Origin of the sequence: Microbacterium sp. USHLN272, assembly GCF_037149655.1 — a bacterium.
Taxonomy (GTDB): Bacteria; Actinomycetota; Actinomycetes; order Actinomycetales; family Microbacteriaceae; genus Microbacterium; species Microbacterium galbinum.
Genome location: NZ_JBBCRA010000004.1, coordinates 81,495 through 98,810, shown reverse-complemented (window position 1 = coordinate 98,810; position 17,316 = coordinate 81,495). Strand labels below are relative to the sequence as shown.

Sequence of the window (17,316 nt, the reverse complement as noted above, 5' to 3'; positions counted from 1 at the left end):
TCGGGGTCGCCCATCAGACCGCGATGCGCAGCTGCGCCTTGACGAGCACGGTGGCCTCGCCGAAGGTGACCTTGAGGTCGACCCGCGCGGCCGTCTCGTCGACGGCGCCGATCGTGGCCAGCACGTTCACGTCGGCACCGTGCTCGGGGTCGACGACGACGGGCTTCGTGAAGCGCACGCCGTAGTCGAGGATGCGGGTCTGCGGGTCGAGGGCCGCGACGACCACCGACGAGGCGATCCCCATCGTGAGCATGCCGTGCGCGAGCACGCCGGGCAGCCCGACGGAGGCGGCGACGTCGTCGCGGTAGTGGATGGGGTTGAAGTCGCCGGAGGCCCCGGCGTAACGGACGAGCGACTCGCGCGTCAGGTGCACGGTGCGCTCGGCGATCACGTCTCCGATCGAGTACGCCATCACTCCCCCTCTCCGACCAGCAGCACGCTGGTCGCGGTCACGACATGGGCACCTGCGGCATCCGTGATCTCGGCCTCGCTCGTGATGAGCGCGTTGCCGGCCATCATGCGGATGCCGGTGACCCGCAGTTGCGCGCTGAGCTCGTCACCCGCGACGATCGGCCGCGTGTACGCGAAGCGCTGCTCGGCGTGGATCGTGCGCGCCAGCACGATGCCCGAGTCCTCGGCGCCCAGGAGCTGCTGGAGCGTGAGGTCCTGGATGACCATCGGGAACGTCGGGGGCGCGACCACGTCCGCGAAGCCGGCCGCGCGGGCCGCCTCGACGTCGGTGTGCTGCGGAGCATCGGCGAAGACGGCGCGGGCGAACTCGCGCACCTTCTCACGACCGACGAGGTACGGGGGCGTCGGCGGGAACTCCCGGCCGACCAGTTCTGGGTTCACTGGCACCCCTCGATCCTATCGAGGGTCGCCGACAGCCGCCCCGCCCGCCGGCGCGGTCAGTCCTTCTTCTTGTTGCCCCGGATCGCCTTGAGCGCCATCTGCACCGCGATCACGACGAGATATGCCGCGAAGAGGATGTTGCCCGTGCCGGGATCGATCAGCGTCGCGAGCCAGGCGCCGAGCGCGGTCGTGGTGCAGGCGGCGACGCCGATGAGAGCGGCGGCGAGCAGATCGACGTTGCGGTTGCGGAGGTTGCCGAACGTGCCGGAGACCGCGGTGGGGATCATCATGAGGAGCGACGTGCCCTTGGCGACGAGGTCGCTCGTGCCGAAGGCGAGCATGAGCACCGGAACGACGATCACACCCCCGCCCACGCCGATGAGGCCCGCGAGCACACCGGTGCCCACGCCGACGACGACGAGCGCGATGCCCGAGATCCAGGTGAGGTCGAAGGGCGCATCCCGCGAGGGGATCACGAGGAAGAGGCTCACGATCACGACGAGGAGGAAACCCACGAAGCCCCAGCGCAGGGCGGTCTGCGAGATGCGCGGCAGCAGGCGGGTGCCGATCTGGGCGCCGACGACGGCGCCCGCGGCGAGGATCAGGGCGGGGACCCATGCGACGGACCCCGAGGCGGCGTACGAGATCACACCGACGGCGGCGGTGGGGACGATCGCGGCGAGCGAGGTACCGGCCGCGAGGCGCTGATCGAAGTGCAGGAACAGCACAAGCAGCGGGACGATCACCGTGCCGCCGCCGACCCCGAAGAGTCCGGAGAGGAGGCCGGCGAGCAGGCCGATCCCGATGAACGTCGTATAGGCCCGCGGTCCGCGGAACGGTCTCGTGGCCGCGTCGTTCACGTCTCTCCTTCTCACGCGGCCCTGGACGTGGCCGCACCGTCCGCCAGCCTACTCCCGCGCGGGGCGTGCGCCGGACTCGAGGCTCTGCGTCAGTTGTGCGACCTGCGCGCGCAGCTCGCGCACTTCGGCGAGCACCGCGGCCTCGCCGTGACCGCCGACGGTCACCTCGTGGACAGGGGCCTCGCCGTTGCGGACGCGGTCCTCGTCGAGGCCCTGCATCGCGTCGACGATCACCGCGATGAACAGGTTGAGGACCGTGAGCGCGCTGATCAGCACGAAGGGCACGAAGAACGCCGGCGCCCAGGGGATCTCGGCGCTCACCGTCCGCGCGATCGCGCTCCAGGAGTCGAGCGTCATGATCTGGAAGAGCGAGAAGAGCGACGCCCCCATGTCACCGAAGTACTCGGGGAAGCGCGCCCCGAACAGCATCGTCGACATCACCGCACCGACGTAGAACACGATCACCAGCAGCGCCGCGATGGAGACGATGCCGGGCACCGCGCGCACGAGCGCGTCGACGACACGACGCAGCGAAGGGATCACCGAGATCAGACGCAGCACCCGCAGCACCCGCAGCGCCCGCAGCACCGCGAAGCCGTCGGCGCCCGGGATCAGGGCCACGCCGATCACCAGGAAGTCGAACACGTTCCACGCGTTGCGGAAGAACCCCAGGCGTTCGGCGTACAGCTTGAGCGCGATCTCGATCAGAAAGATGCCGAGGCAGATCTTGTCGAGCACGTGCAGCAGCCCGCCGAACGACTCCGTCACCGCCGGGGAGGTCTCCAACCCGAGGATCATGGCGTTGACGAGGATGACGACGATGATGAAGGTCTGCATCGGCGACGAGAGCACGAAGCGTCCCACCGCCGCTCGCGAGTGCCAGGCGTCCGCTCGCTCGACGGAATCCTTTCATGCCGTCCGCCGTACACGCGAAGAAGCCCGCCACCTCAGAGGTGACGGGCTTCTCTCGAGTCGAGTGATTACTCGGACTTCTCCTCGGCGGCAGGCGCCTCGGTGGTGTCTTCGGCGGCGGGAGCCTCCTCGGCGGGAGCCTCCTCGACGACCTCGGCGGTCTCCTCGGCGGGAGCCTCCTCGACCGGCTTCTCCGCCTGGGGGGCGGCCGCGGCCTTCTTGGTCGACTTCGCCTTCGGCGTGACGGGCTCGAGGACGAGCTCGATCACGGCCATGGGAGCGTTGTCGCCCTTGCGGTTGCCGACCTTGGTGATGCGCGTGTAGCCACCCTCGCGGTCAGCGACCAGCGGAGCGATCTCGGTGAAGAGCGTGTGCACGACTTCCTTGTCACCGATGACCGAGAGCACGCGACGGCGTGCGTGCAGGTCTCCGCGCTTGGCGAAGGTGATGAGACGCTCGGCGAGCGGACGCAGGCGCTTGGCCTTCGTCTCGGTCGTCTTGATCGACTTGTGGGTGTACAGCGCAGCGGCGAGGTTGGCAAGCAGCAGGCGCTCGTGGGCGGGGCCGCCTCCGAGGCGGGGACCCTTAGTGGGCTTGGGCATAATCGTCTAACTCCTGGTCAGAAAGGTCGGGTATCAGAAGGACTCGTCTTCGCTGCCGCCGTAGAAGTGGGCGCCGTCGAAACCGGGCACCGAATCCTTGAGCGACAGACCGAGCGAGATGAGCTTGTCGCGCACCTCGTCGACCGACTTCTGGCCGAAATTGCGGATGTTCATGAGCTGCGTCTCCGACAGGGCGACGAGCTCGGAAACGGTGTTGATGCCCTCACGCTTCAGGCAGTTGTACGAGCGGACCGACAGGTCGAGGTCCTCGATCGGCATCGACAGCTCGCTGGAGTTCACAGCCTCCACCGGCGCCGGGCCGATCTCGATGCCCTCGGCCTCGACGTTCAGCTCGCGAGCGAGACCGAACAGCTCGGTGAGCGTCTTGGCAGCCGAAGCGACGGCGTCGCGGGGGCTGATCGAGTTCTTCGTCTCGACGTCCAGGACGAGCTTGTCGAAGTCGGTGCGCTCCCCGGCACGGGTCGCGTCGACGCGGTAGCTCACCTTGAGGACCGGCGAGTAGATCGAGTCGATCGGGATCTGACCGGCCTCGGCGTACTCGTTGCGGTTCTGCGTCGCCGAGACGTAGCCACGGCCACGCTCGATCGTGAGCTCGAGCTCGAACTTCGCGGTGTCGTTGAGCGTCGCGATGACGAGCTCGGGGTTGTGCACCTCGACACCGGCCGGAGCCGAGATGTCAGCGGCGGTCACTTCGCCCGCACCGGTCTTGCGCAGGTACGCGGTGATGGGCTCGTCGCGCTCCGAGGAGACGACCAGCTGCTTGATGTTGAGGATGATCTCGGTGACATCCTCCTTCACACCGGGGATCGTGCTGAACTCGTGCAGCACGCCGTCGAGACGGACGCTGGTGACAGCGGCACCGGGGATCGACGACAGCAGGCTGCGACGCAGCGCGTTGCCGATCGTGTATCCGAAGCCGGGCTCCAGAGGCTCGATGATGAACCGGCTCCGGTTCTCGACGATCTTTTCCTCGGTGAGTGTGGGACGCTGTGCAATGAGCACTCTGTGTTCCTTTCGATCACATGACCGCTATATGACATGTGGTGGGTGAGGTCTTGAGTTGTGGAAGTCGATGCCCGCGAACGGGCGGGCGAGCCGCTCGGCCCCGACCGCTCAGAGAACGGGACGGGGCGAGCGGCTCGCGAGCCGGATCAGACGCGGCGACGCTTCGGCGGGCGGCATCCGTTGTGCGCCTGCGGGGTGACGTCCTGGATCGAGCCCACCTCGAGGCCGGCGGCCTGGAGCGAGCGGATCGCGGTCTCGCGGCCGGAGCCCGGACCCTTGACGAGGACGTCGACCTTCTTGACGCCGTGCTCGGCGGCCTGGCGGGCAGCCGACTCGGCTGCCATGCCGGCGGCGTACGGGGTCGACTTGCGCGAGCCCTTGAAGCCCACGCCACCCGACGATGCCCACGCGATGACGGCGCCGGACGGGTCGGTGATCGAGACGATCGTGTTGTTGAACGTCGACTTGATGTGGGCCTGGCCCAGCGCGATGTTCTTCTTTTCCTTGCGGCGCGGCTTGCGCGCGGCGGCCTTGGGTGCAGCCATGAAAGTGTTCTCCTAGTCCCTGGGGCCGCGCTTAGCGGGCCTTCTTCTTGCCGGCGACGGTGCGCTTCGGGCCCTTGCGGGTACGGGCGTTGGTCTTGGTGCGCTGACCGCGGACCGGGAGACCACGACGGTGGCGGATGCCCTCGTAGGAGCCGATCTCGACCTTGCGGCGGATGTCTGCGGCGACCTCACGGCGGAGGTCACCCTCCACCTTGTAGTTGCCTTCGATGTGGTCGCGGAGGGCGATCAGCTGGTCGTCGCTGAGGTCCTTCACGCGGATGCTCTCATCGATGTCGGTCGCCTTGAGGATCTCGACCGAGCGGGTACGGCCGACGCCGTAGATGTAGGTAAGGGCGATCACCACGCGCTTGTCGCGCGGGATGTCAACGCCGGCAAGACGTGCCATGCGGTTCTCCTGGGTGTTGTGGAGGTGTGGAACAGGATCGGTGCCCGGGCCTCCGCCCCGAGGTGTCCCCCACTCGCGTGGGATCTGATCCTGCCGTTCGTGTATTCAGTTGTGTCAGATCAGAAGAGTGATCAGCCCTGGCGCTGCTTGTGGCGCGGGTTGCTCTTGCAGATCACCATGACGCGGCCGTGGCGGCGGATCACCTTGCAGTGATCGCAGATGGGCTTGACGCTGGGGTTGACCTTCATGATGTTTCCTGTTCGCTGTCTTCGTACCGCCCCGCTGCGGGGCAGGCCGTTACTTCTCGACCGATCAGCGGTAGCGGTAGACGATACGGCCGCGGGTGAGGTCGTAGGGGCTGAGCTCCACGACCACGCGGTCCTCGGGGATGATACGGATGTAGTTCTGCCGCATCTTGCCGGAGATCGTTGCCAGGACCTTGTGTCCGTTGCTGAGCTCAACGCGGAACATCGCGTTGGGAAGAGCCTCGGAGATCACGCCCTCGATCTCGATGACACCGTCTTTCTTAGCCATAGCCTCGCTGACGCTTCTGCAGACCGGTCGATCTGCGGTGGGTGATTGGTTTGCTGGTGCTGCGCCGACGGACACGCCGAATCAGTGCGCAAGGCACCAAAGATCTATGTTAGACGACGCGGGGGCATCCGGCAACCTGAGCCGGAAGCATCCGCGCGTCGCCCGCCGTGCACGAGATGAGGGCGGCCCCGCGACGGGACCGCCCTCGTCGTGATGCTGATCCGCTCAGGGCAGGATCTGCGCGAAGCGCGACTGGATGTCGGCGTTCTCGATGCGCTCACCGTTGATCTCGACGGTGGGCGTGCCCTGGATCTCGTGCTGGTTCGTCTGGTCGCGAACGAAGTTCATGTAGGTGCCGTCCGCGATGCAGTCGGCTGCCGCACCCGCCCCGACCTGCTCGGCGTAGGACGCGAGCTCTTCGTCGGTGTAGCCGGCGGTGTTCTCCTGCGGCTGGTTGGTGAACATGAAGTTGAAGAAGTCGAGGAACGAGTCCGGCGCGTTCTCGGCGACGCAGTACGCGGCGCCCGCGGCACGGGTCGAGTACTTCGTGTTCTGCGAGTACCGGTCGAGGATCGAGATCGGGTGGATGTTCAGCGTGATGTCATCGCTCGCGGCGGCGGACTGGAGCTGCTCGCCGTACGCGTCTTCGAAGTCGCCGCAGATGGGGCACATGAAGTCGACGAAGACGTCGACCTCGTCATCGCCGCCACCGAAGCTGATCGCGCCGGTCTCCTGGTTGACGTTGCCACCCTCGGGGGCGACGCCGGGGGCCGTGGCCTGGTTGTTCAGGAACACCACGAGCCCGCCGAGGACGACCAGCACGACGACGACTGCTGCGGACACCCCGATCGCGAACCAGTTGGTGTTGCTCTTCGCCGCTGCCATTGTCTTCCGTTTCTCTCGGTCTCGCCGCAGTTATTGCGGACGCAAGTACCCTGTGATCTTCCTGCATCAGCCTATGGGGTTCGTGTGAGGCGAACCTTGCCTGCAGTTCACGCTTGCGTAACGGATGCCGGGGGCAGCCGATGAGACGAGAGGGACCCGGGAGCGTCAGGCGACGGGAACCGGCGTCACGCCGAAGGGCGCGAGCCCCGCTGCGCCGCCGTCGGGGGCGGTGAGCACCCAGAGCCCGTTCTCGTGCACGGCGACGCTGTGCTCCCAGTGCGAGCCGTCCGAGCCGTCGACGGTCGAGACGGTCCAGTCGTCGTCCTCGATGAACGTCTCCTCGCCGCCCGCGGTCACCATCGGCTCGATCGCGAGCACGAGGCCCGGCTTCACCTCGGCTCCGGGGTCGGGCGTGCGGTAGTTGAAGACGCTCGGCGCCTCGTGCATCTTGCGGCCGATGCCATGGCCGACGTACTCGCGCAGGATGCCGTAGGTCTCCCCCGACACGGCGGAGGGGCCCTGGGCCTCGATGTACCCCTGGATCGCGGCGCCCACGTCACCGAGATGCGAGGCGGTCGCCATCGCGGCGATGCCGGCCCACATGGACCCTTCCGTCACGCGCGAGAGCTCCTCGCGATTCGCGACGACGTCCGGTCCCGTCTCGTCGGGCACGACGACGGTGATCGCACTGTCGCCGTTCCACCCCTGGTACTGCGCACCGCAGTCGACCGAGACGATGTCGCCGGGCTGCAGCACCAGATCGCCGGGGATGCCGTGCACGACCTGCTCGTTGACCGAGACGCAGATCGTGTGGTGGTAACCGCGCACGAGTTGGAAGTTCGATTCCGCGCCGCGAGCGAGGATCACGCGATTCGCCTCGGCGTCGAGCTCGAGCGTCGTCACCCCGGGGCGGATCAGCGGACGGACGGCGTCGAGCGCCGCCGCCGTGATCAGCCCGGGCTCGACCATCGATCGGAGCTGGGCCGGGGTCTTGTAGATCGACCGGCGGAACATCTCGGAGCCGCTCAGACGGCGACGCGCAGACCGCGTGCGTCGAGCGCGGCGACGATGCGCTCCGTGATCTCGTCGAGCGAGCCGACGCCGTCGATACGGTCGACGATGCCCTTCTCGCTGTAGACGTCGATGATCGGAGCGGTCTCTCGCTCGTAGATGTCGAGCCGGTGGGCGATCGCCTCTTCGGTGTCGTCGGAGCGCCCCTGCTCGATCGCACGGAGGCTCAGACGCGAGATGCTCTCGTCGCGCGGCACGTCGAGGAGGATCACGGCGTCGAGAGACTCGCCACGTCCCGCGAGGAACTCCTCGAGGTGGCCGACCTGAGCCGTGTTGCGCGGATACCCGTCGAGGAGGAAGCCGTTCGCGGCGTCGTCCTGCGCCAGACGATCGCGCACGATCTCGCCCGTCAGCTCGTCGGGGACCAGGTCGCCACGGTCGAGGATCGCGGTCACCTTCTGTCCGAGTTCCGTGCCGCCCTTGATGTTGGCGCGGAAGATGTCGCCCGTCGAGACGACGGGGATGCCGAAGGTCTCGGCGATGCGCACACCCTGCGTGCCCTTGCCGGAGCCCTGCGGGCCGACGATCAGGAGACGTGCGGATGCCGTCATCGGAGGAGCCCTTCGTAGTGACGCTGCTGCAGCTGGGCGTCGATCTGCTTGACCGTCTCGAGACCCACACCGACGATGATGAGGATCGACGCGCCACCGAACGGGAAGTTCTGGTTGGCGCCGACCGTCGCCAGGGCGATCAGCGGGATGAGGGCGATCAGACCCAGGTAGATCGAGCCCGGCAGCGTGATGCGCGTCAGGACGTAGTCGAGGTACTCGGCGGTCGGACGACCCGCGCGGATGCCGGGGATGAAACCGCCGTACTTCTTCATGTTGTCGGCGACCTCGACCGGGTTGAACGTGATCGCGACGTAGAAGTAGGTGAAGCCGATGATGAGCAGGAAGTACGCCGCCATGTAGATCGGGTGGTTGCCCGTGGTGAAGTACGTGCTGATCCAGGTGACCCACGCGGCGGGCGTCGAGCCGTCCTGCGGGGTGTTGAACTGCGCGATGAGCGCGGGGATGTACAGCAGCGACGAGGCGAAGATGACCGGGATCACACCCGCCATGTTGACCTTGATCGGGATGTAGGTATTCGTGCCGCCGTAGGTACGGCGTCCGACCATCCGCTTGGCGTACTGCACCGGGATGCGCCGCTGCGACTGCTCGACGAACACGACGAGACCCATGACGATGATTCCGACGAGCAGCACGAGCAGGAAGACCTCGAAGCCCTTCGTCTGCCAGATGAGGCTCATCGCGCCGGGGAAGGTCGCGGCGATCGAGGTGAAGATGAGGAGCGACATGCCGTTGCCGACGCCGCGCTCGGTGACGAGCTCGGCGAACCACATGATGAGGCCGGTACCGGCGGTCATCGCCATGATGATGAGCAGCTGTGCCCACCAGACGTCGTTCGTGAGCAGGTTCTGGCAGGCCGCGAGATCGGTCGTGCCGAACAGCTGGCCGCTGCGCGCGACGGTGACGAGAGTCGTCGACTGCAGCAGCGCGAGGGCGATGGTGAGGTAACGCGTGTACTGGGTGAGGCGGGCCTGGCCGGCCTGGCCCTCCTTGTGCAGCGCCTCGAAGTGCGGGATGACCACGCGCAGGAGCTGCGTGATGATCGTCGCGGTGATGTAGGGCATGACACCCAGCGCGAAGATCGACAGCTGCAGGAGTGCGCCACCCGAGAAGAGGTTGACCAGACCGAGAAGACCCTCGGTCCCGTTGTTGGCCGCGAGGCACTCCTCGACGTTCGGGAAATTCACGAACGGAGCGGGAACGTTGGAGCCGAGTCGGTAGATGGCGATGATGGCCAGGGTGAAACCGATCTTCCGACGCAGGTCGGGAGTGCGGAAGATCCGCGCGATGGCGCTAAACAAGAACGTGCCTCCTGAAAGGGGTTGCCGCGACCGATGGGCGGCTGAAAGACCAGAGTAACCTAAACGCGGTTCTCGGCATCCATGTGCACAGAAGGGGCCGGAGAATCTCCGACCCCTTCCCTGCTGTGGTTACTTGACGGAACCGCCCGCAGCCACGATCTTCTGCTCGGCAGAACCCGAGACCTTGTCGACCGCGACGGTGAGCTTCACGGCGATGTCGCCGTTGCCCAGAACCTTGACCTTCTCGTTCTTCCGAACCGCACCCTTGGCGACCAGGTCGCTGATGGTGACGTCTCCACCCTGGGGGTAGAGCTCCGCGAGCTTCTCCAGGTTCACGACCTGGTACTCGACGCGGAACGGGTTCTTGAACCCGCGCAGCTTCGGGGTGCGCATGTGCAGCGGCATCTGCCCACCCTCGAAACCGACGCGAACGGTGTTGCGAGCCTTGGTGCCCTTGGTTCCACGACCGGCGGTCTTACCCTTCGAGCCCTCACCACGGCCGACGCGAGTCTTGGCGGTGTTGGATCCGGGGACGGGACGCAGGTGGTGCACCTTCAGCACGCCGGGACGCGATGCCGGAGCATCCGCCTTCGGCGCAGCCTTCTTGGCAGCGGGCTTCTTGGCGGGAGCCTCAGCCTTGGCGTCGGCCGCAGCGGTCTTGGCCGGAGCCTTCTTCGCGGCGGGCTTCTTCTCGGCGGCGGCCTTGGGGGCTGCAGCCTTCTTCGTGGCTTTCTCGGCCTCGACGGCCTCGTTCTTCTCAGCCATTAGTCGATCTCCTCAACCTTGACGAGGTGTGCGACGGTCTTGACGTAACCGCGCGTCTGCGCGTCGTCGGGGCGGACGGTGGTGTCACCGATCCGCTTGAGACCGAGGCTGCGCAGCGTGTCGCGCTGGTTCTGCTTCTCGCTCACCTTGGACTTGATCTGCGTGACCTTGAGCCGGGCGGCCATCAGGCACCTACCTTCTGTGCGGCGATGGCCTCGGCCTCGGCGCGGACAAGACGCGCCGGTGCCACCTGGTCGAACTCGAGGCCACGACGCGCGGCGACCGCACGGGGCTCCTCGAGCTGCTTCAGGGCGGCGACGGTCGCGTGCACGATGTTGATCGTGTTCGACGAACCGAGCGACTTCGACAGGACGTCGTGGATGCCGGCGCACTCGAGCACGGCGCGGACGGGACCACCGGCGATAACTCCGGTACCGGCGGCAGCCGGACGCAGCAGCACGACACCGGCCGCAGCCTCACCCTGCACGGGGTGCGGGATGGTGCTGCCGACGCGCGGGACGCGGAAGAAGTTGCGCTTGGCCTCTTCGACACCCTTCGAGATCGCCAGAGGGACCTCACGGGCCTTGCCGTAGCCGACGCCCACCAGACCGTTGCCGTCACCGACGACCACGAGAGCGGTGAAGCTGAAGCGACGACCACCCTTCACGACCTTCGAGACGCGGTTGATGGTGACGACGCGCTCCAGGAACTGGTTGTCACCACGGTCGCGCGAGTTGCGGTCGCGGCCACCCTGGTTGCGGTCACCGCGGCCACCGCGACGACCGTCGCGCTGGTCGCGAGTCGGCTCTGCCTGCGTGGTGCCGGCGGCCGTCTCGGAAGTGGCAGCAGCCGCTTCGGTCACTTCGTTCTCCTTGTTGTCACTCACAGTGCCAGACCCCCTTCGCGGGCGCCATCGGCGATGGCGGCGACACGACCGGCGTAGCGGTTACCGCCACGGTCGAACACTGCCTCGGAAACGCCGGCGGCCTTCGCACGCTCGGCGACGAGCTCGCCGACCTTGCGGGCCTTGGCGGTCTTGTCACCCTCGAAGCCGCGCAGGTCGGTCTCGAGCGTCGATGCCGACGCGACGGTGTGACCCTTGCTGTCGTCGACCAGCTGGACGAAGACGTGGCGGGCCGAACGGTTGACGACGAGGCGCGGACGCACCTCGGTGCCGACGACCTTCTTGCGAAGGCGGGCGTGACGACGCGCGCGGGCGTCGGACTTTGACTTGAGAGCCATGGTTACTTACCACTCTTTCCGGCCTTGCGACGCACGTTCTCGCCGGCGTAGCGGACGCCCTTGCCCTTGTAGGGCTCCGGCTTACGGATCTTGCGGATGTTGGCAGCTGCCTCGCCGACAGCCTGCTTGTCGATACCGCTGACGGTGAGCTTGTTCGTGCCCTCGACCGTGAGCGTGATCCCCGCCGGCGGGTCGATCAGGACCGGGTGCGAGAAGCCGAGAGCGAACTCGACCGAGCCGCCCTTCTGCTGGACGCGGTAACCGGTGCCGACGACCTCGAGACCCTTGGTGTAGCCCTGGGTCACGCCGATGATGTTGTTGTTGATGAGCGTGCGGGTCAGGCCGTGAAGCGACCGGGACTCGCGCTCGTCGTCGGGACGGGTGACCAGAACCTGGTTCTCCTCGACCGCGACCTCGATGGGGCTGGCCACCGTGAGGGTGAGTTCACCCTTGGGGCCCTTCACCGCGACCTCGCGGCCGGTGACCGAAACGGTCACGCCCGCGGGAACGTCGATGGGAAGTCGTCCAATACGCGACATTTCGAATTACCACACGTAGGCGAGAACTTCTCCGCCCACGCCCTTCTGCTCTGCCTGACGGTCGGTGAGGAGACCGGAGGAGGTGGACAGGATGGCCACGCCGAGGCCGCCGAGGACGCGCGGGAGCTCGGTGGACTTCGCGTAGACGCGGAGGCCGGGCTTCGACACGCGCTTGATGCCGGCGATCGACCGCTCGCGGTTCGGGCCGTACTTCAGCGTCAGCGTGAGGTTCTGACCCACGCGGGCGTCCGAGGTCTCCCAAGCGGAGATGTAACCCTCCTGCTGGAGGATCTCGGCGATGTGCGTCTTGAGCTTGCTCGACGGCAGGGTCACGGAATCGTGGTGCGCCGAGTTCGCGTTACGCAGACGGGTCAGCAGATCTGCGACCGGGTCTGTCATTGTCATTGTTGTTTTCCTTTGTTCATGAGGTTCCGGCTGCCGTTACACGACAGACGGCCTGCGATGACACGCAATCTTCAATTGTACGCACACATCGACGGGCTCAGTGACACATGACCACTGAGCCCGTCGAGGGTGTTACGCCTGTGCGTCTTCCGAGCGGAACGGGAAGCCGAGGTGGCGGAGCAGTGCCCGACCCTCGTCATCCGTCTTCGCGGTGGTGACGACGGTGATGTCGAAACCGCGAACCCGGTCGATCTTGTCCTGATCGATCTCGTGGAACACGCTCTGCTCCTGGAGACCGAAGGTGTAGTTGCCGTTGCCGTCGAACTGCTTGGCCGAGAGACCGCGGAAGTCGCGGATACGGGGCAGTGCGAGCGAGACGAGGCGGTCCACGAACTCCCACGCGCGGTCACCGCGGAGGGTGACGTGCGCGCCGATGGCCTGGCCCTCGCGCAGCTTGAACTGCGCGATGGACTTGCGGGCCTTCGTGACGATCGGCTTCTGGCCGGTGATCTTGGTGAGATCGTCGACCGCGCCGTCGATCACCTTGCTGTCGCGAGCTGCCTCGCCGACACCGGTGTTCACGACGACCTTGACCAGTCCGGGGATCTGCATGACGTTGGCGTAGCCGAACTCGTCCTGCAGAGCCTTCTTGATCTCGGCGTTGTACTTCGCCTTCAGGCGGGGCTGGATCTTGCCAGCCACCGCGGCGTCGGTGGTTGCCATCAGAGGTCCTTACCTGACTTCTTCGCGAACCGCACGCGGACGGTGCGCTTCACGCCGTCCTTCGTCTGCTCCTCGACCCGGTGGCCGACCTTGGTCGGCTTCTTGGTCGAAGGGTCGACGAGTGCGACGTTCGAGATGTGGATGGGAGCCTCGACGGTCTCGAGGCCACCGGTCTTGGTGCCACGCTGCGTCTGGCCGACGCGGGTGTGCTTGGTGACGTAGTTCACGCCCTCGACGATGATGCGGTTGCGCTCGGCAAGGATCTCGAGGACCTTGCCCTGCTTGCCGCGGTCTCCGCCGCGCTCGGGCTTGGCGCCCGTGATGACCTGAACGAGGTCACCCTTCTTGATCTTCGCCATGACTTAGATAACCTCCGGCGCCAGCGAGACGATCTTCATGAACTTCTTGTCACGAAGCTCACGGCCGACCGGTCCGAAGATACGGGTGCCGCGGGGCTCCCCGTCGTTCTTCAGGATGACGGCGGCGTTCTCGTCGAACTTGATGTACGAGCCGTCGGGACGGCGCGTGGACTTGACGGTGCGGACGATGACCGCCTTGACGACGTCGCCCTTCTTGACGTTGCCGCCCGGGATCGCGTCCTTGACCGTCGCGACGATGGTGTCGCCCACGCCGGCGTAGCGGCGCTTCGAGCCACCGAGCACGCGGATCGTGAGCAGCTCCTTGGCGCCGGTGTTGTCGGCGACCTTGAGGCGGGACTCCTGCTGAATCACTTGGCCTTCTCCAGAATCTCCACCAGACGCCAGCGCTTCGTGGCGCTGAGCGGGCGGGTCTCGTTGATCAGGACCAGGTCGCCGATGCCGGCGGTGTTCGCCTCATCGTGCGCCTTGACCTTCGAGGTGCGGCGGATGACCTTGCCGTAAAGCGGGTGCTTCACGCGGTCCTCGACCTCGACCACGATGGTCTTGTCCATCTTGTCGCTGACGACGTAGCCACGACGCGACTTGCGGTACCCACGGGCATCCGCATCGCGCACATCGTGAGCAGCGTGCTCAGCCTCGACGGCGGCTTCCTTCTTGGTGGCCATCACTCAGCCTCTTCCTTCACGGCGTCGTCGGCGGCATCCGCCTTCTTCGCCTTCGACTTGGACGCCTTCTTGGCCGGAGCCTCGACCGGAGCGGGCGTCGCACGGATGCCCAGCTCGCGCTCGCGGATCACGGTGTAGAGGCGCGCGATGTCGCGCTTGACGGCGCGGATGCGGCCGTGGCTCTCCAGCTGGCCGGTGGCCGACTGGAAACGGAGGTTGAACAGCTCCTCCTTGGCCTTGCGCAGCTCCTCAACGAGGCGCTGGTCTTCGAACGTGTCGAGCTCTGCCGGAGCGAGCTCCTTGGTGCCGATCGCCATTACGCGTCGCCCTCCTCGCGCTTGATGATGCGTGCCTTCAGCGGCAGCTTGTGAATGGCTCGCGTGAGTGCCTCACGGGCGAGCTGCTCGTCGACACCGGCGACCTCGAAGAGGACGCGACCCGGCTTGACGTTGGCGACCCACCACTCGGGGGAACCCTTACCGGAACCCATGCGGGTCTCGGCAGGCTTCTTCGTGAGCGGACGGTCGGGGTAGATGTTGATCCACACCTTTCCACCACGCTTGATGTGACGGGTCATCGCGATACGAGCGGACTCGATCTGACGGTTCGTCACGTAAGCGGGCGTGAGGGCCTGGATGCCGAAGTCACCGAAGGAGACCTTCGTGCCACCGGTGGCCTGACCCGAGCGACCCGGGTGGTGCTGCTTGCGGAACTTGACCTTACGGGGAATAAGCATCAGGCAGACGCTCCTTCTGCAACAGGTGCCTCGTTGCGCGGGGCACGGCGGCGGTCGCCACCACGGTCGTCACGACGAGCCTTGGGTGCGTTGGCCTGCTCGCGAGCGAGCTCCTTCGCGGTCAGGTCGCCCTTGTAGATCCAGACCTTGACGCCGATGCGGCCGAAGGTGGTCTTGGCCTCGTAGAAGCCGTAGTCGATGTTCGCACGGAGCGTGTGCAGCGGCACACGACCCTCGCGGTAGAACTCCGACCGGCTCATCTCCGCGCCGCCGAGGCGGCCGGAGACCTGGATGCGGATGCCCTTGGCACCGGCGCGCTGGGCGCCCTGCAGGCCCTTGCGCATCGCGCGGCGGAAGGCCACACGTGCGGAGAGCTGCTCGGCGATTCCCTGTGCGACCAGCTGAGCGTCGGCCTCGGGGTTCTTGACCTCGAGGATGTTCAGCTGGATCTGCTTGCCGCTGAGCTTCTCGAGGTCGCCGCGGATGCGCTCGGCCTCGGCGCCACGACGACCGATCACGATGCCCGGACGGGCGGTGTGGATGTCGACGCGGACGCGGTCACGGGTGCGCTCGATCTCGATGTTCGAGACACCGGCGCGGTCGAGCTGCGTCTTCAGCAGGTTGCGGATCTTGATGTCCTCGGCGACGTAGTCGGCGTAACGCTGACCCGGCTTCGTCGAGTCCGAGAACCAGCGCGACACGTGGTCCGTGGTGATGCCGAGACGGAAGCCGTACGGGTTTACCTTCTGTCCCATTACTTGCTCGCCTTCTTGTTGCTGTCACCGGCAGCGGGCGCAGCCGCCTCCGGCGTCGAGAGCACGACCGTGATGTGGCTCGTGCGCTTCTTGATCTGGAAAGCGCGACCCTGTGCACGGGGCTGGAAACGCTTGAGCGTCGTGCCCTCGTCGACGTACGCGTTGGCCACGTACAGGTCCTGCTCGTCGAGGTACTCGCCGTCGCGATCCGCCTTCACCTGTGCGTTGGCCATGGCCGACGCGACAAGCTTGTAGATCGGCTCACTGGCGCTCTGCTGTGCGAACTTGAGGATCGCGAGAGCTTCCTGGGCCTGCTTGCCCTTGATGAGCGCGACGACACGACGAGCCTTCTGCGGGGTCACGCGGATGTGCTTCACGCGTGCGATCGATTCGACCATTAGCGGCGCCGCCCCTTCTTGTCGTCCTTCTCGTGGCCGCGGAAGGTGCGGGTGGGCGCGAACTCGCCCAGCTTGTGACCGACCATGGTCTCGGAGACGAACACAGGGATGTGCTTGCGTCCGTCGTGGACCGCGATCGTGTGACCCAGCATGGCCGGGATGATCATGGACCGGCGGGACCAGGTCTTGATGACGTTCTTGGTGCCGGCTTCGTTCTGCACGACCACCTTGCGAAGCAGGTGCTCGTCGACGAAGGGGCCCTTCTTAAGACTGCGAGGCATCTTCTCTTACTCCTACTTGCGCTTCTTGCCGGCGTTACGACGACGCACGATGTACTTGTCGCTTTCCTTGTTGGCGTGACGGGTGCGACCCTCAGCCTGACCCCACGGGGAGACCGGGTGACGACCACCGGAGGTCTTACCCTCACCACCACCGTGCGGGTGGTCGACCGGGTTCATGGCGACACCACGCACGGTCGGGCGAACGCCCTTCCAGCGCATACGGCCGGCCTTGCCCCAGTTGATGTTCGACTGCTCGGCGTTGCCGACCTCGCCGATGGTCGCGCGGCAGCGCGCATCGACGTTGCGGATCTCGCCCGAGGGCAGACGCAGCTGGGCGTAGGGGCCGTCCTTGGCGACGAGACGGACGGATGCTCCGGCCGAACGCGCCATCTTCGCGCCGCCGCCGGGGCGGAGCTCGATCGCGTGGATGACGGTACCCGTCGGGATGTTCTTCAGCGGGAGGTTGTTTCCCGGCTTGATGTCGGCACCCGCGCCGGACTCGATGATGTCGCCCTGCTTCAGCTTCGCCGGAGCGAGGATGTAGCGCTTCTCACCGTCGAAGTAGTGCAGCAGCGCGATGCGAGCCGTGCGGTTGGGGTCGTACTCGATGTGAGCGACCTTGGCGTTCACGCCGTCCTTGTCATTGCGACGGAAGTCGATGACGCGGTACTGGCGCTTGTGGCCACCACCGATGTGACGGGTCGTGATGCGCCCCTGGTTGTTACGACCACCGGTCTTCGAGAGCGGGCGCAGCAGCGACTTCTCCGGCGTCGATCGGGTGATCTCGGCGAAGTCAGCCACCGACGAGCCGCGACGGCCCGGGGTCGTGGGCTTGTACTTGCGAATTGCCATGATTGTCCTTAT

Annotated in this window: 30 protein-coding genes; all 30 read right to left on the bottom strand. The window is 66.4% G+C overall.

The genetic code is table 11. The annotated features are described in order from the left end of the window. Positions 1-13 precede the first annotated feature (13 nt). The 30 genes from WFJ97_RS16160 to rplB all read right to left on the bottom strand — a co-directional run bounded on the left by WFJ97_RS16160 (position 14) and on the right by rplB (position 17,304). On the bottom strand, positions 14-412 hold the full coding sequence (locus WFJ97_RS16160) for a MaoC/PaaZ C-terminal domain-containing protein (RefSeq protein ID WP_336642228.1): 399 nt from the start codon (positions 410-412) through the stop codon (positions 14-16). Next, positions 412-858, bottom strand: coding sequence for an FAS1-like dehydratase domain-containing protein (locus WFJ97_RS16155; RefSeq protein WP_247634102.1), 447 nt, complete (start codon positions 856-858; stop codon positions 412-414). The genes WFJ97_RS16160 and WFJ97_RS16155 overlap by 1 nt, the downstream gene beginning before the upstream one ends. Before the next feature lie 50 nt (positions 859-908). Next, complete coding sequence (locus WFJ97_RS16150) at positions 909-1,712, bottom strand: sulfite exporter TauE/SafE family protein (RefSeq protein ID WP_336642227.1); 804 nt, start codon at positions 1,710-1,712, stop codon at positions 909-911. A gap of 48 nt (positions 1,713-1,760) precedes the next feature. After that, entirely contained in the window at positions 1,761-2,576 is an 816-nt protein-coding gene (locus tag WFJ97_RS16145) for an ion transporter (protein ID WP_336642226.1), read from the bottom strand. A gap of 116 nt (positions 2,577-2,692) precedes the next feature. After that, a complete protein-coding gene (gene rplQ / locus WFJ97_RS16140; RefSeq protein WP_247625163.1) occupies positions 2,693-3,226 on the bottom strand; it encodes a 50S ribosomal protein L17 in 534 nt (177 codons plus the stop codon). Between the two features lie 33 nt (positions 3,227-3,259). Then, positions 3,260-4,249: a DNA-directed RNA polymerase subunit alpha gene (locus WFJ97_RS16135; RefSeq protein ID WP_247625164.1), complete on the bottom strand. Its 990-nt coding sequence runs from the start codon at positions 4,247-4,249 to the stop codon at positions 3,260-3,262. 149 nt (positions 4,250-4,398) lie between these two features. Continuing rightward, positions 4,399-4,797 (bottom strand): 30S ribosomal protein S11, encoded by a 399-nt coding sequence (gene rpsK / locus WFJ97_RS16130; protein WP_017829189.1) that lies wholly within the window; start codon positions 4,795-4,797, stop codon positions 4,399-4,401. A 31-nt stretch (positions 4,798-4,828) separates the two neighbouring features. After that, entirely contained in the window at positions 4,829-5,203 is a 375-nt protein-coding gene (gene rpsM, locus WFJ97_RS16125) for a 30S ribosomal protein S13 (RefSeq protein WP_017201568.1), read from the bottom strand. Between the two features lie 131 nt (positions 5,204-5,334). Then, positions 5,335-5,451, bottom strand: a complete 117-nt coding sequence (rpmJ, locus tag WFJ97_RS16120) for a 50S ribosomal protein L36 (protein ID WP_005050492.1) — start codon at positions 5,449-5,451, stop codon at positions 5,335-5,337. A 64-nt stretch (positions 5,452-5,515) separates the two neighbouring features. After that, positions 5,516-5,737: a translation initiation factor IF-1 gene (gene infA, locus WFJ97_RS16115; protein ID WP_017201569.1), complete on the bottom strand. Its 222-nt coding sequence runs from the start codon at positions 5,735-5,737 to the stop codon at positions 5,516-5,518. Between the two features lie 225 nt (positions 5,738-5,962). After that, complete coding sequence (locus WFJ97_RS16110; RefSeq protein WP_247625165.1) at positions 5,963-6,622, bottom strand: DsbA family protein; 660 nt, start codon at positions 6,620-6,622, stop codon at positions 5,963-5,965. A 165-nt stretch (positions 6,623-6,787) separates the two neighbouring features. Then, positions 6,788-7,636 (bottom strand): type I methionyl aminopeptidase, encoded by an 849-nt coding sequence (map, locus tag WFJ97_RS16105; RefSeq protein WP_336642225.1) that lies wholly within the window; start codon positions 7,634-7,636, stop codon positions 6,788-6,790. Between the two features lie 11 nt (positions 7,637-7,647). Next, positions 7,648-8,244: an adenylate kinase gene (locus WFJ97_RS16100; protein WP_247625167.1), complete on the bottom strand. Its 597-nt coding sequence runs from the start codon at positions 8,242-8,244 to the stop codon at positions 7,648-7,650. Beyond that, complete coding sequence (secY, locus tag WFJ97_RS16095) at positions 8,241-9,563, bottom strand: preprotein translocase subunit SecY (RefSeq protein ID WP_247625168.1); 1,323 nt, start codon at positions 9,561-9,563, stop codon at positions 8,241-8,243. Before secY ends, WFJ97_RS16100 begins: the two co-directional genes overlap by 4 nt. A 129-nt stretch (positions 9,564-9,692) precedes the next feature. Then, entirely contained in the window at positions 9,693-10,328 is a 636-nt protein-coding gene (gene rplO, locus WFJ97_RS16090) for a 50S ribosomal protein L15 (RefSeq protein WP_247634097.1), read from the bottom strand. Next, entirely contained in the window at positions 10,328-10,513 is a 186-nt protein-coding gene (gene rpmD, locus WFJ97_RS16085) for a 50S ribosomal protein L30 (protein ID WP_017201575.1), read from the bottom strand. Before rpmD ends, rplO begins: the two co-directional genes overlap by 1 nt. Beyond that, positions 10,513-11,190, bottom strand: coding sequence for a 30S ribosomal protein S5 (gene rpsE / locus WFJ97_RS16080; RefSeq protein WP_282185367.1), 678 nt, complete (start codon positions 11,188-11,190; stop codon positions 10,513-10,515). The genes rpmD and rpsE overlap by 1 nt, the downstream gene beginning before the upstream one ends. Positions 11,191-11,210: 20 nt before the next feature. Further along, on the bottom strand, positions 11,211-11,570 hold the full coding sequence (rplR, locus tag WFJ97_RS16075; protein ID WP_247625170.1) for a 50S ribosomal protein L18: 360 nt from the start codon (positions 11,568-11,570) through the stop codon (positions 11,211-11,213). A 2-nt stretch (positions 11,571-11,572) separates the two neighbouring features. Then, positions 11,573-12,109, bottom strand: a complete 537-nt coding sequence (rplF, locus tag WFJ97_RS16070) for a 50S ribosomal protein L6 (RefSeq protein WP_247634096.1) — start codon at positions 12,107-12,109, stop codon at positions 11,573-11,575. Between the two features lie 6 nt (positions 12,110-12,115). After that, positions 12,116-12,514, bottom strand: a complete 399-nt coding sequence (rpsH, locus tag WFJ97_RS16065) for a 30S ribosomal protein S8 (RefSeq protein WP_247625172.1) — start codon at positions 12,512-12,514, stop codon at positions 12,116-12,118. 132 nt (positions 12,515-12,646) lie between these two features. Then, a complete protein-coding gene (gene rplE, locus WFJ97_RS16060; protein WP_247625173.1) occupies positions 12,647-13,237 on the bottom strand; it encodes a 50S ribosomal protein L5 in 591 nt (196 codons plus the stop codon). Next, positions 13,237-13,596 carry a 50S ribosomal protein L24 gene (rplX, locus tag WFJ97_RS16055; RefSeq protein WP_247625174.1) on the bottom strand — a complete coding sequence of 120 codons (360 nt, stop codon included), beginning with the start codon at positions 13,594-13,596 and terminating at the stop codon, positions 13,237-13,239. The genes rplE and rplX overlap by 1 nt, the downstream gene beginning before the upstream one ends. A 3-nt stretch (positions 13,597-13,599) precedes the next feature. Next, on the bottom strand, positions 13,600-13,968 hold the full coding sequence (rplN, locus tag WFJ97_RS16050; protein ID WP_045253838.1) for a 50S ribosomal protein L14: 369 nt from the start codon (positions 13,966-13,968) through the stop codon (positions 13,600-13,602). Further along, a complete protein-coding gene (rpsQ, locus tag WFJ97_RS16045; protein ID WP_247625175.1) occupies positions 13,965-14,282 on the bottom strand; it encodes a 30S ribosomal protein S17 in 318 nt (105 codons plus the stop codon). Before rpsQ ends, rplN begins: the two co-directional genes overlap by 4 nt. Then, a complete protein-coding gene (rpmC, locus tag WFJ97_RS16040; protein WP_050722500.1) occupies positions 14,282-14,599 on the bottom strand; it encodes a 50S ribosomal protein L29 in 318 nt (105 codons plus the stop codon). The genes rpsQ and rpmC overlap by 1 nt, the downstream gene beginning before the upstream one ends. Then, positions 14,599-15,018: a 50S ribosomal protein L16 gene (gene rplP, locus WFJ97_RS16035; protein ID WP_247625176.1), complete on the bottom strand. Its 420-nt coding sequence runs from the start codon at positions 15,016-15,018 to the stop codon at positions 14,599-14,601. The genes rpmC and rplP overlap by 1 nt, the downstream gene beginning before the upstream one ends. Next, the gene (gene rpsC / locus WFJ97_RS16030; protein WP_017201587.1) at positions 15,018-15,773 is read right to left on the bottom strand and encodes a 30S ribosomal protein S3; all 756 of its coding nucleotides are present in this window, start codon (positions 15,771-15,773) and stop codon (positions 15,018-15,020) included. The genes rplP and rpsC overlap by 1 nt, the downstream gene beginning before the upstream one ends. Beyond that, positions 15,773-16,171 carry a 50S ribosomal protein L22 gene (rplV, locus tag WFJ97_RS16025; protein ID WP_247625177.1) on the bottom strand — a complete coding sequence of 133 codons (399 nt, stop codon included), beginning with the start codon at positions 16,169-16,171 and terminating at the stop codon, positions 15,773-15,775. The genes rpsC and rplV overlap by 1 nt, the downstream gene beginning before the upstream one ends. After that, positions 16,171-16,452, bottom strand: a complete 282-nt coding sequence (gene rpsS / locus WFJ97_RS16020; protein WP_017201589.1) for a 30S ribosomal protein S19 — start codon at positions 16,450-16,452, stop codon at positions 16,171-16,173. The genes rplV and rpsS overlap by 1 nt, the downstream gene beginning before the upstream one ends. 12 nt (positions 16,453-16,464) lie before the next feature. Further along, the gene (gene rplB / locus WFJ97_RS16015) at positions 16,465-17,304 is read right to left on the bottom strand and encodes a 50S ribosomal protein L2 (RefSeq protein WP_247625178.1); all 840 of its coding nucleotides are present in this window, start codon (positions 17,302-17,304) and stop codon (positions 16,465-16,467) included. Positions 17,305-17,316 lie beyond the last annotated feature (12 nt).

Excerpts from the sequence above, each read along its gene's own strand:
- WFJ97_RS16160 (WP_336642228.1), bottom strand. The coding sequence starts at position 412 with ATGGCGTACTCGATCGGAGACGTGATCGCCGAGCGCACCGTGCACCTG.
- rplQ (WP_247625163.1), bottom strand. The coding sequence starts at position 3,226 with ATGCCCAAGCCCACTAAGGGTCCCCGCCTCGGAGGCGGCCCCGCCCAC.
- rpsK (WP_017829189.1), bottom strand. The coding sequence starts at position 4,797 with ATGGCTGCACCCAAGGCCGCCGCGCGCAAGCCGCGCCGCAAGGAAAAG.
- rpsM (WP_017201568.1), bottom strand. The coding sequence starts at position 5,203 with ATGGCACGTCTTGCCGGCGTTGACATCCCGCGCGACAAGCGCGTGGTG.
- rpmJ (WP_005050492.1), bottom strand. The coding sequence starts at position 5,451 with ATGAAGGTCAACCCCAGCGTCAAGCCCATCTGCGATCACTGCAAGGTG.
- infA (WP_017201569.1), bottom strand. The coding sequence starts at position 5,737 with ATGGCTAAGAAAGACGGTGTCATCGAGATCGAGGGCGTGATCTCCGAG.
- WFJ97_RS16110 (WP_247625165.1), bottom strand. The coding sequence starts at position 6,622 with ATGGCAGCGGCGAAGAGCAACACCAACTGGTTCGCGATCGGGGTGTCC.
- map (WP_336642225.1), bottom strand. The coding sequence starts at position 7,636 with ATGTTCCGCCGGTCGATCTACAAGACCCCGGCCCAGCTCCGATCGATG.
- WFJ97_RS16100 (WP_247625167.1), bottom strand. The coding sequence starts at position 8,244 with ATGACGGCATCCGCACGTCTCCTGATCGTCGGCCCGCAGGGCTCCGGC.
- rplO (WP_247634097.1), bottom strand. The coding sequence starts at position 10,328 with ATGGCTGAGAAGAACGAGGCCGTCGAGGCCGAGAAAGCCACGAAGAAG.
- rpmD (WP_017201575.1), bottom strand. The coding sequence starts at position 10,513 with ATGGCCGCCCGGCTCAAGGTCACGCAGATCAAGTCCAAGGTGAGCGAG.
- rplR (WP_247625170.1), bottom strand. The coding sequence starts at position 11,570 with ATGGCTCTCAAGTCAAAGTCCGACGCCCGCGCGCGTCGTCACGCCCGC.
- rplF (WP_247634096.1), bottom strand. The coding sequence starts at position 12,109 with ATGTCGCGTATTGGACGACTTCCCATCGACGTTCCCGCGGGCGTGACC.
- rpsH (WP_247625172.1), bottom strand. The coding sequence starts at position 12,514 with ATGACAATGACAGACCCGGTCGCAGATCTGCTGACCCGTCTGCGTAAC.
- rplE (WP_247625173.1), bottom strand. The coding sequence starts at position 13,237 with ATGGCAACCACCGACGCCGCGGTGGCTGGCAAGATCCAGCCCCGCCTG.
- rplX (WP_247625174.1), bottom strand. The coding sequence starts at position 13,596 with ATGGCGAAGATCAAGAAGGGTGACCTCGTTCAGGTCATCACGGGCGCC.
- rpsQ (WP_247625175.1), bottom strand. The coding sequence starts at position 14,282 with ATGGCCACCAAGAAGGAAGCCGCCGTCGAGGCTGAGCACGCTGCTCAC.
- rpmC (WP_050722500.1), bottom strand. The coding sequence starts at position 14,599 with ATGGCGATCGGCACCAAGGAGCTCGCTCCGGCAGAGCTCGACACGTTC.
- rplP (WP_247625176.1), bottom strand. The coding sequence starts at position 15,018 with ATGCTTATTCCCCGTAAGGTCAAGTTCCGCAAGCAGCACCACCCGGGT.
- rpsC (WP_017201587.1), bottom strand. The coding sequence starts at position 15,773 with ATGGGACAGAAGGTAAACCCGTACGGCTTCCGTCTCGGCATCACCACG.
- rplV (WP_247625177.1), bottom strand. The coding sequence starts at position 16,171 with ATGGTCGAATCGATCGCACGCGTGAAGCACATCCGCGTGACCCCGCAG.
- rpsS (WP_017201589.1), bottom strand. The coding sequence starts at position 16,452 with ATGCCTCGCAGTCTTAAGAAGGGCCCCTTCGTCGACGAGCACCTGCTT.
- rplB (WP_247625178.1), bottom strand. The coding sequence starts at position 17,304 with ATGGCAATTCGCAAGTACAAGCCCACGACCCCGGGCCGTCGCGGCTCG.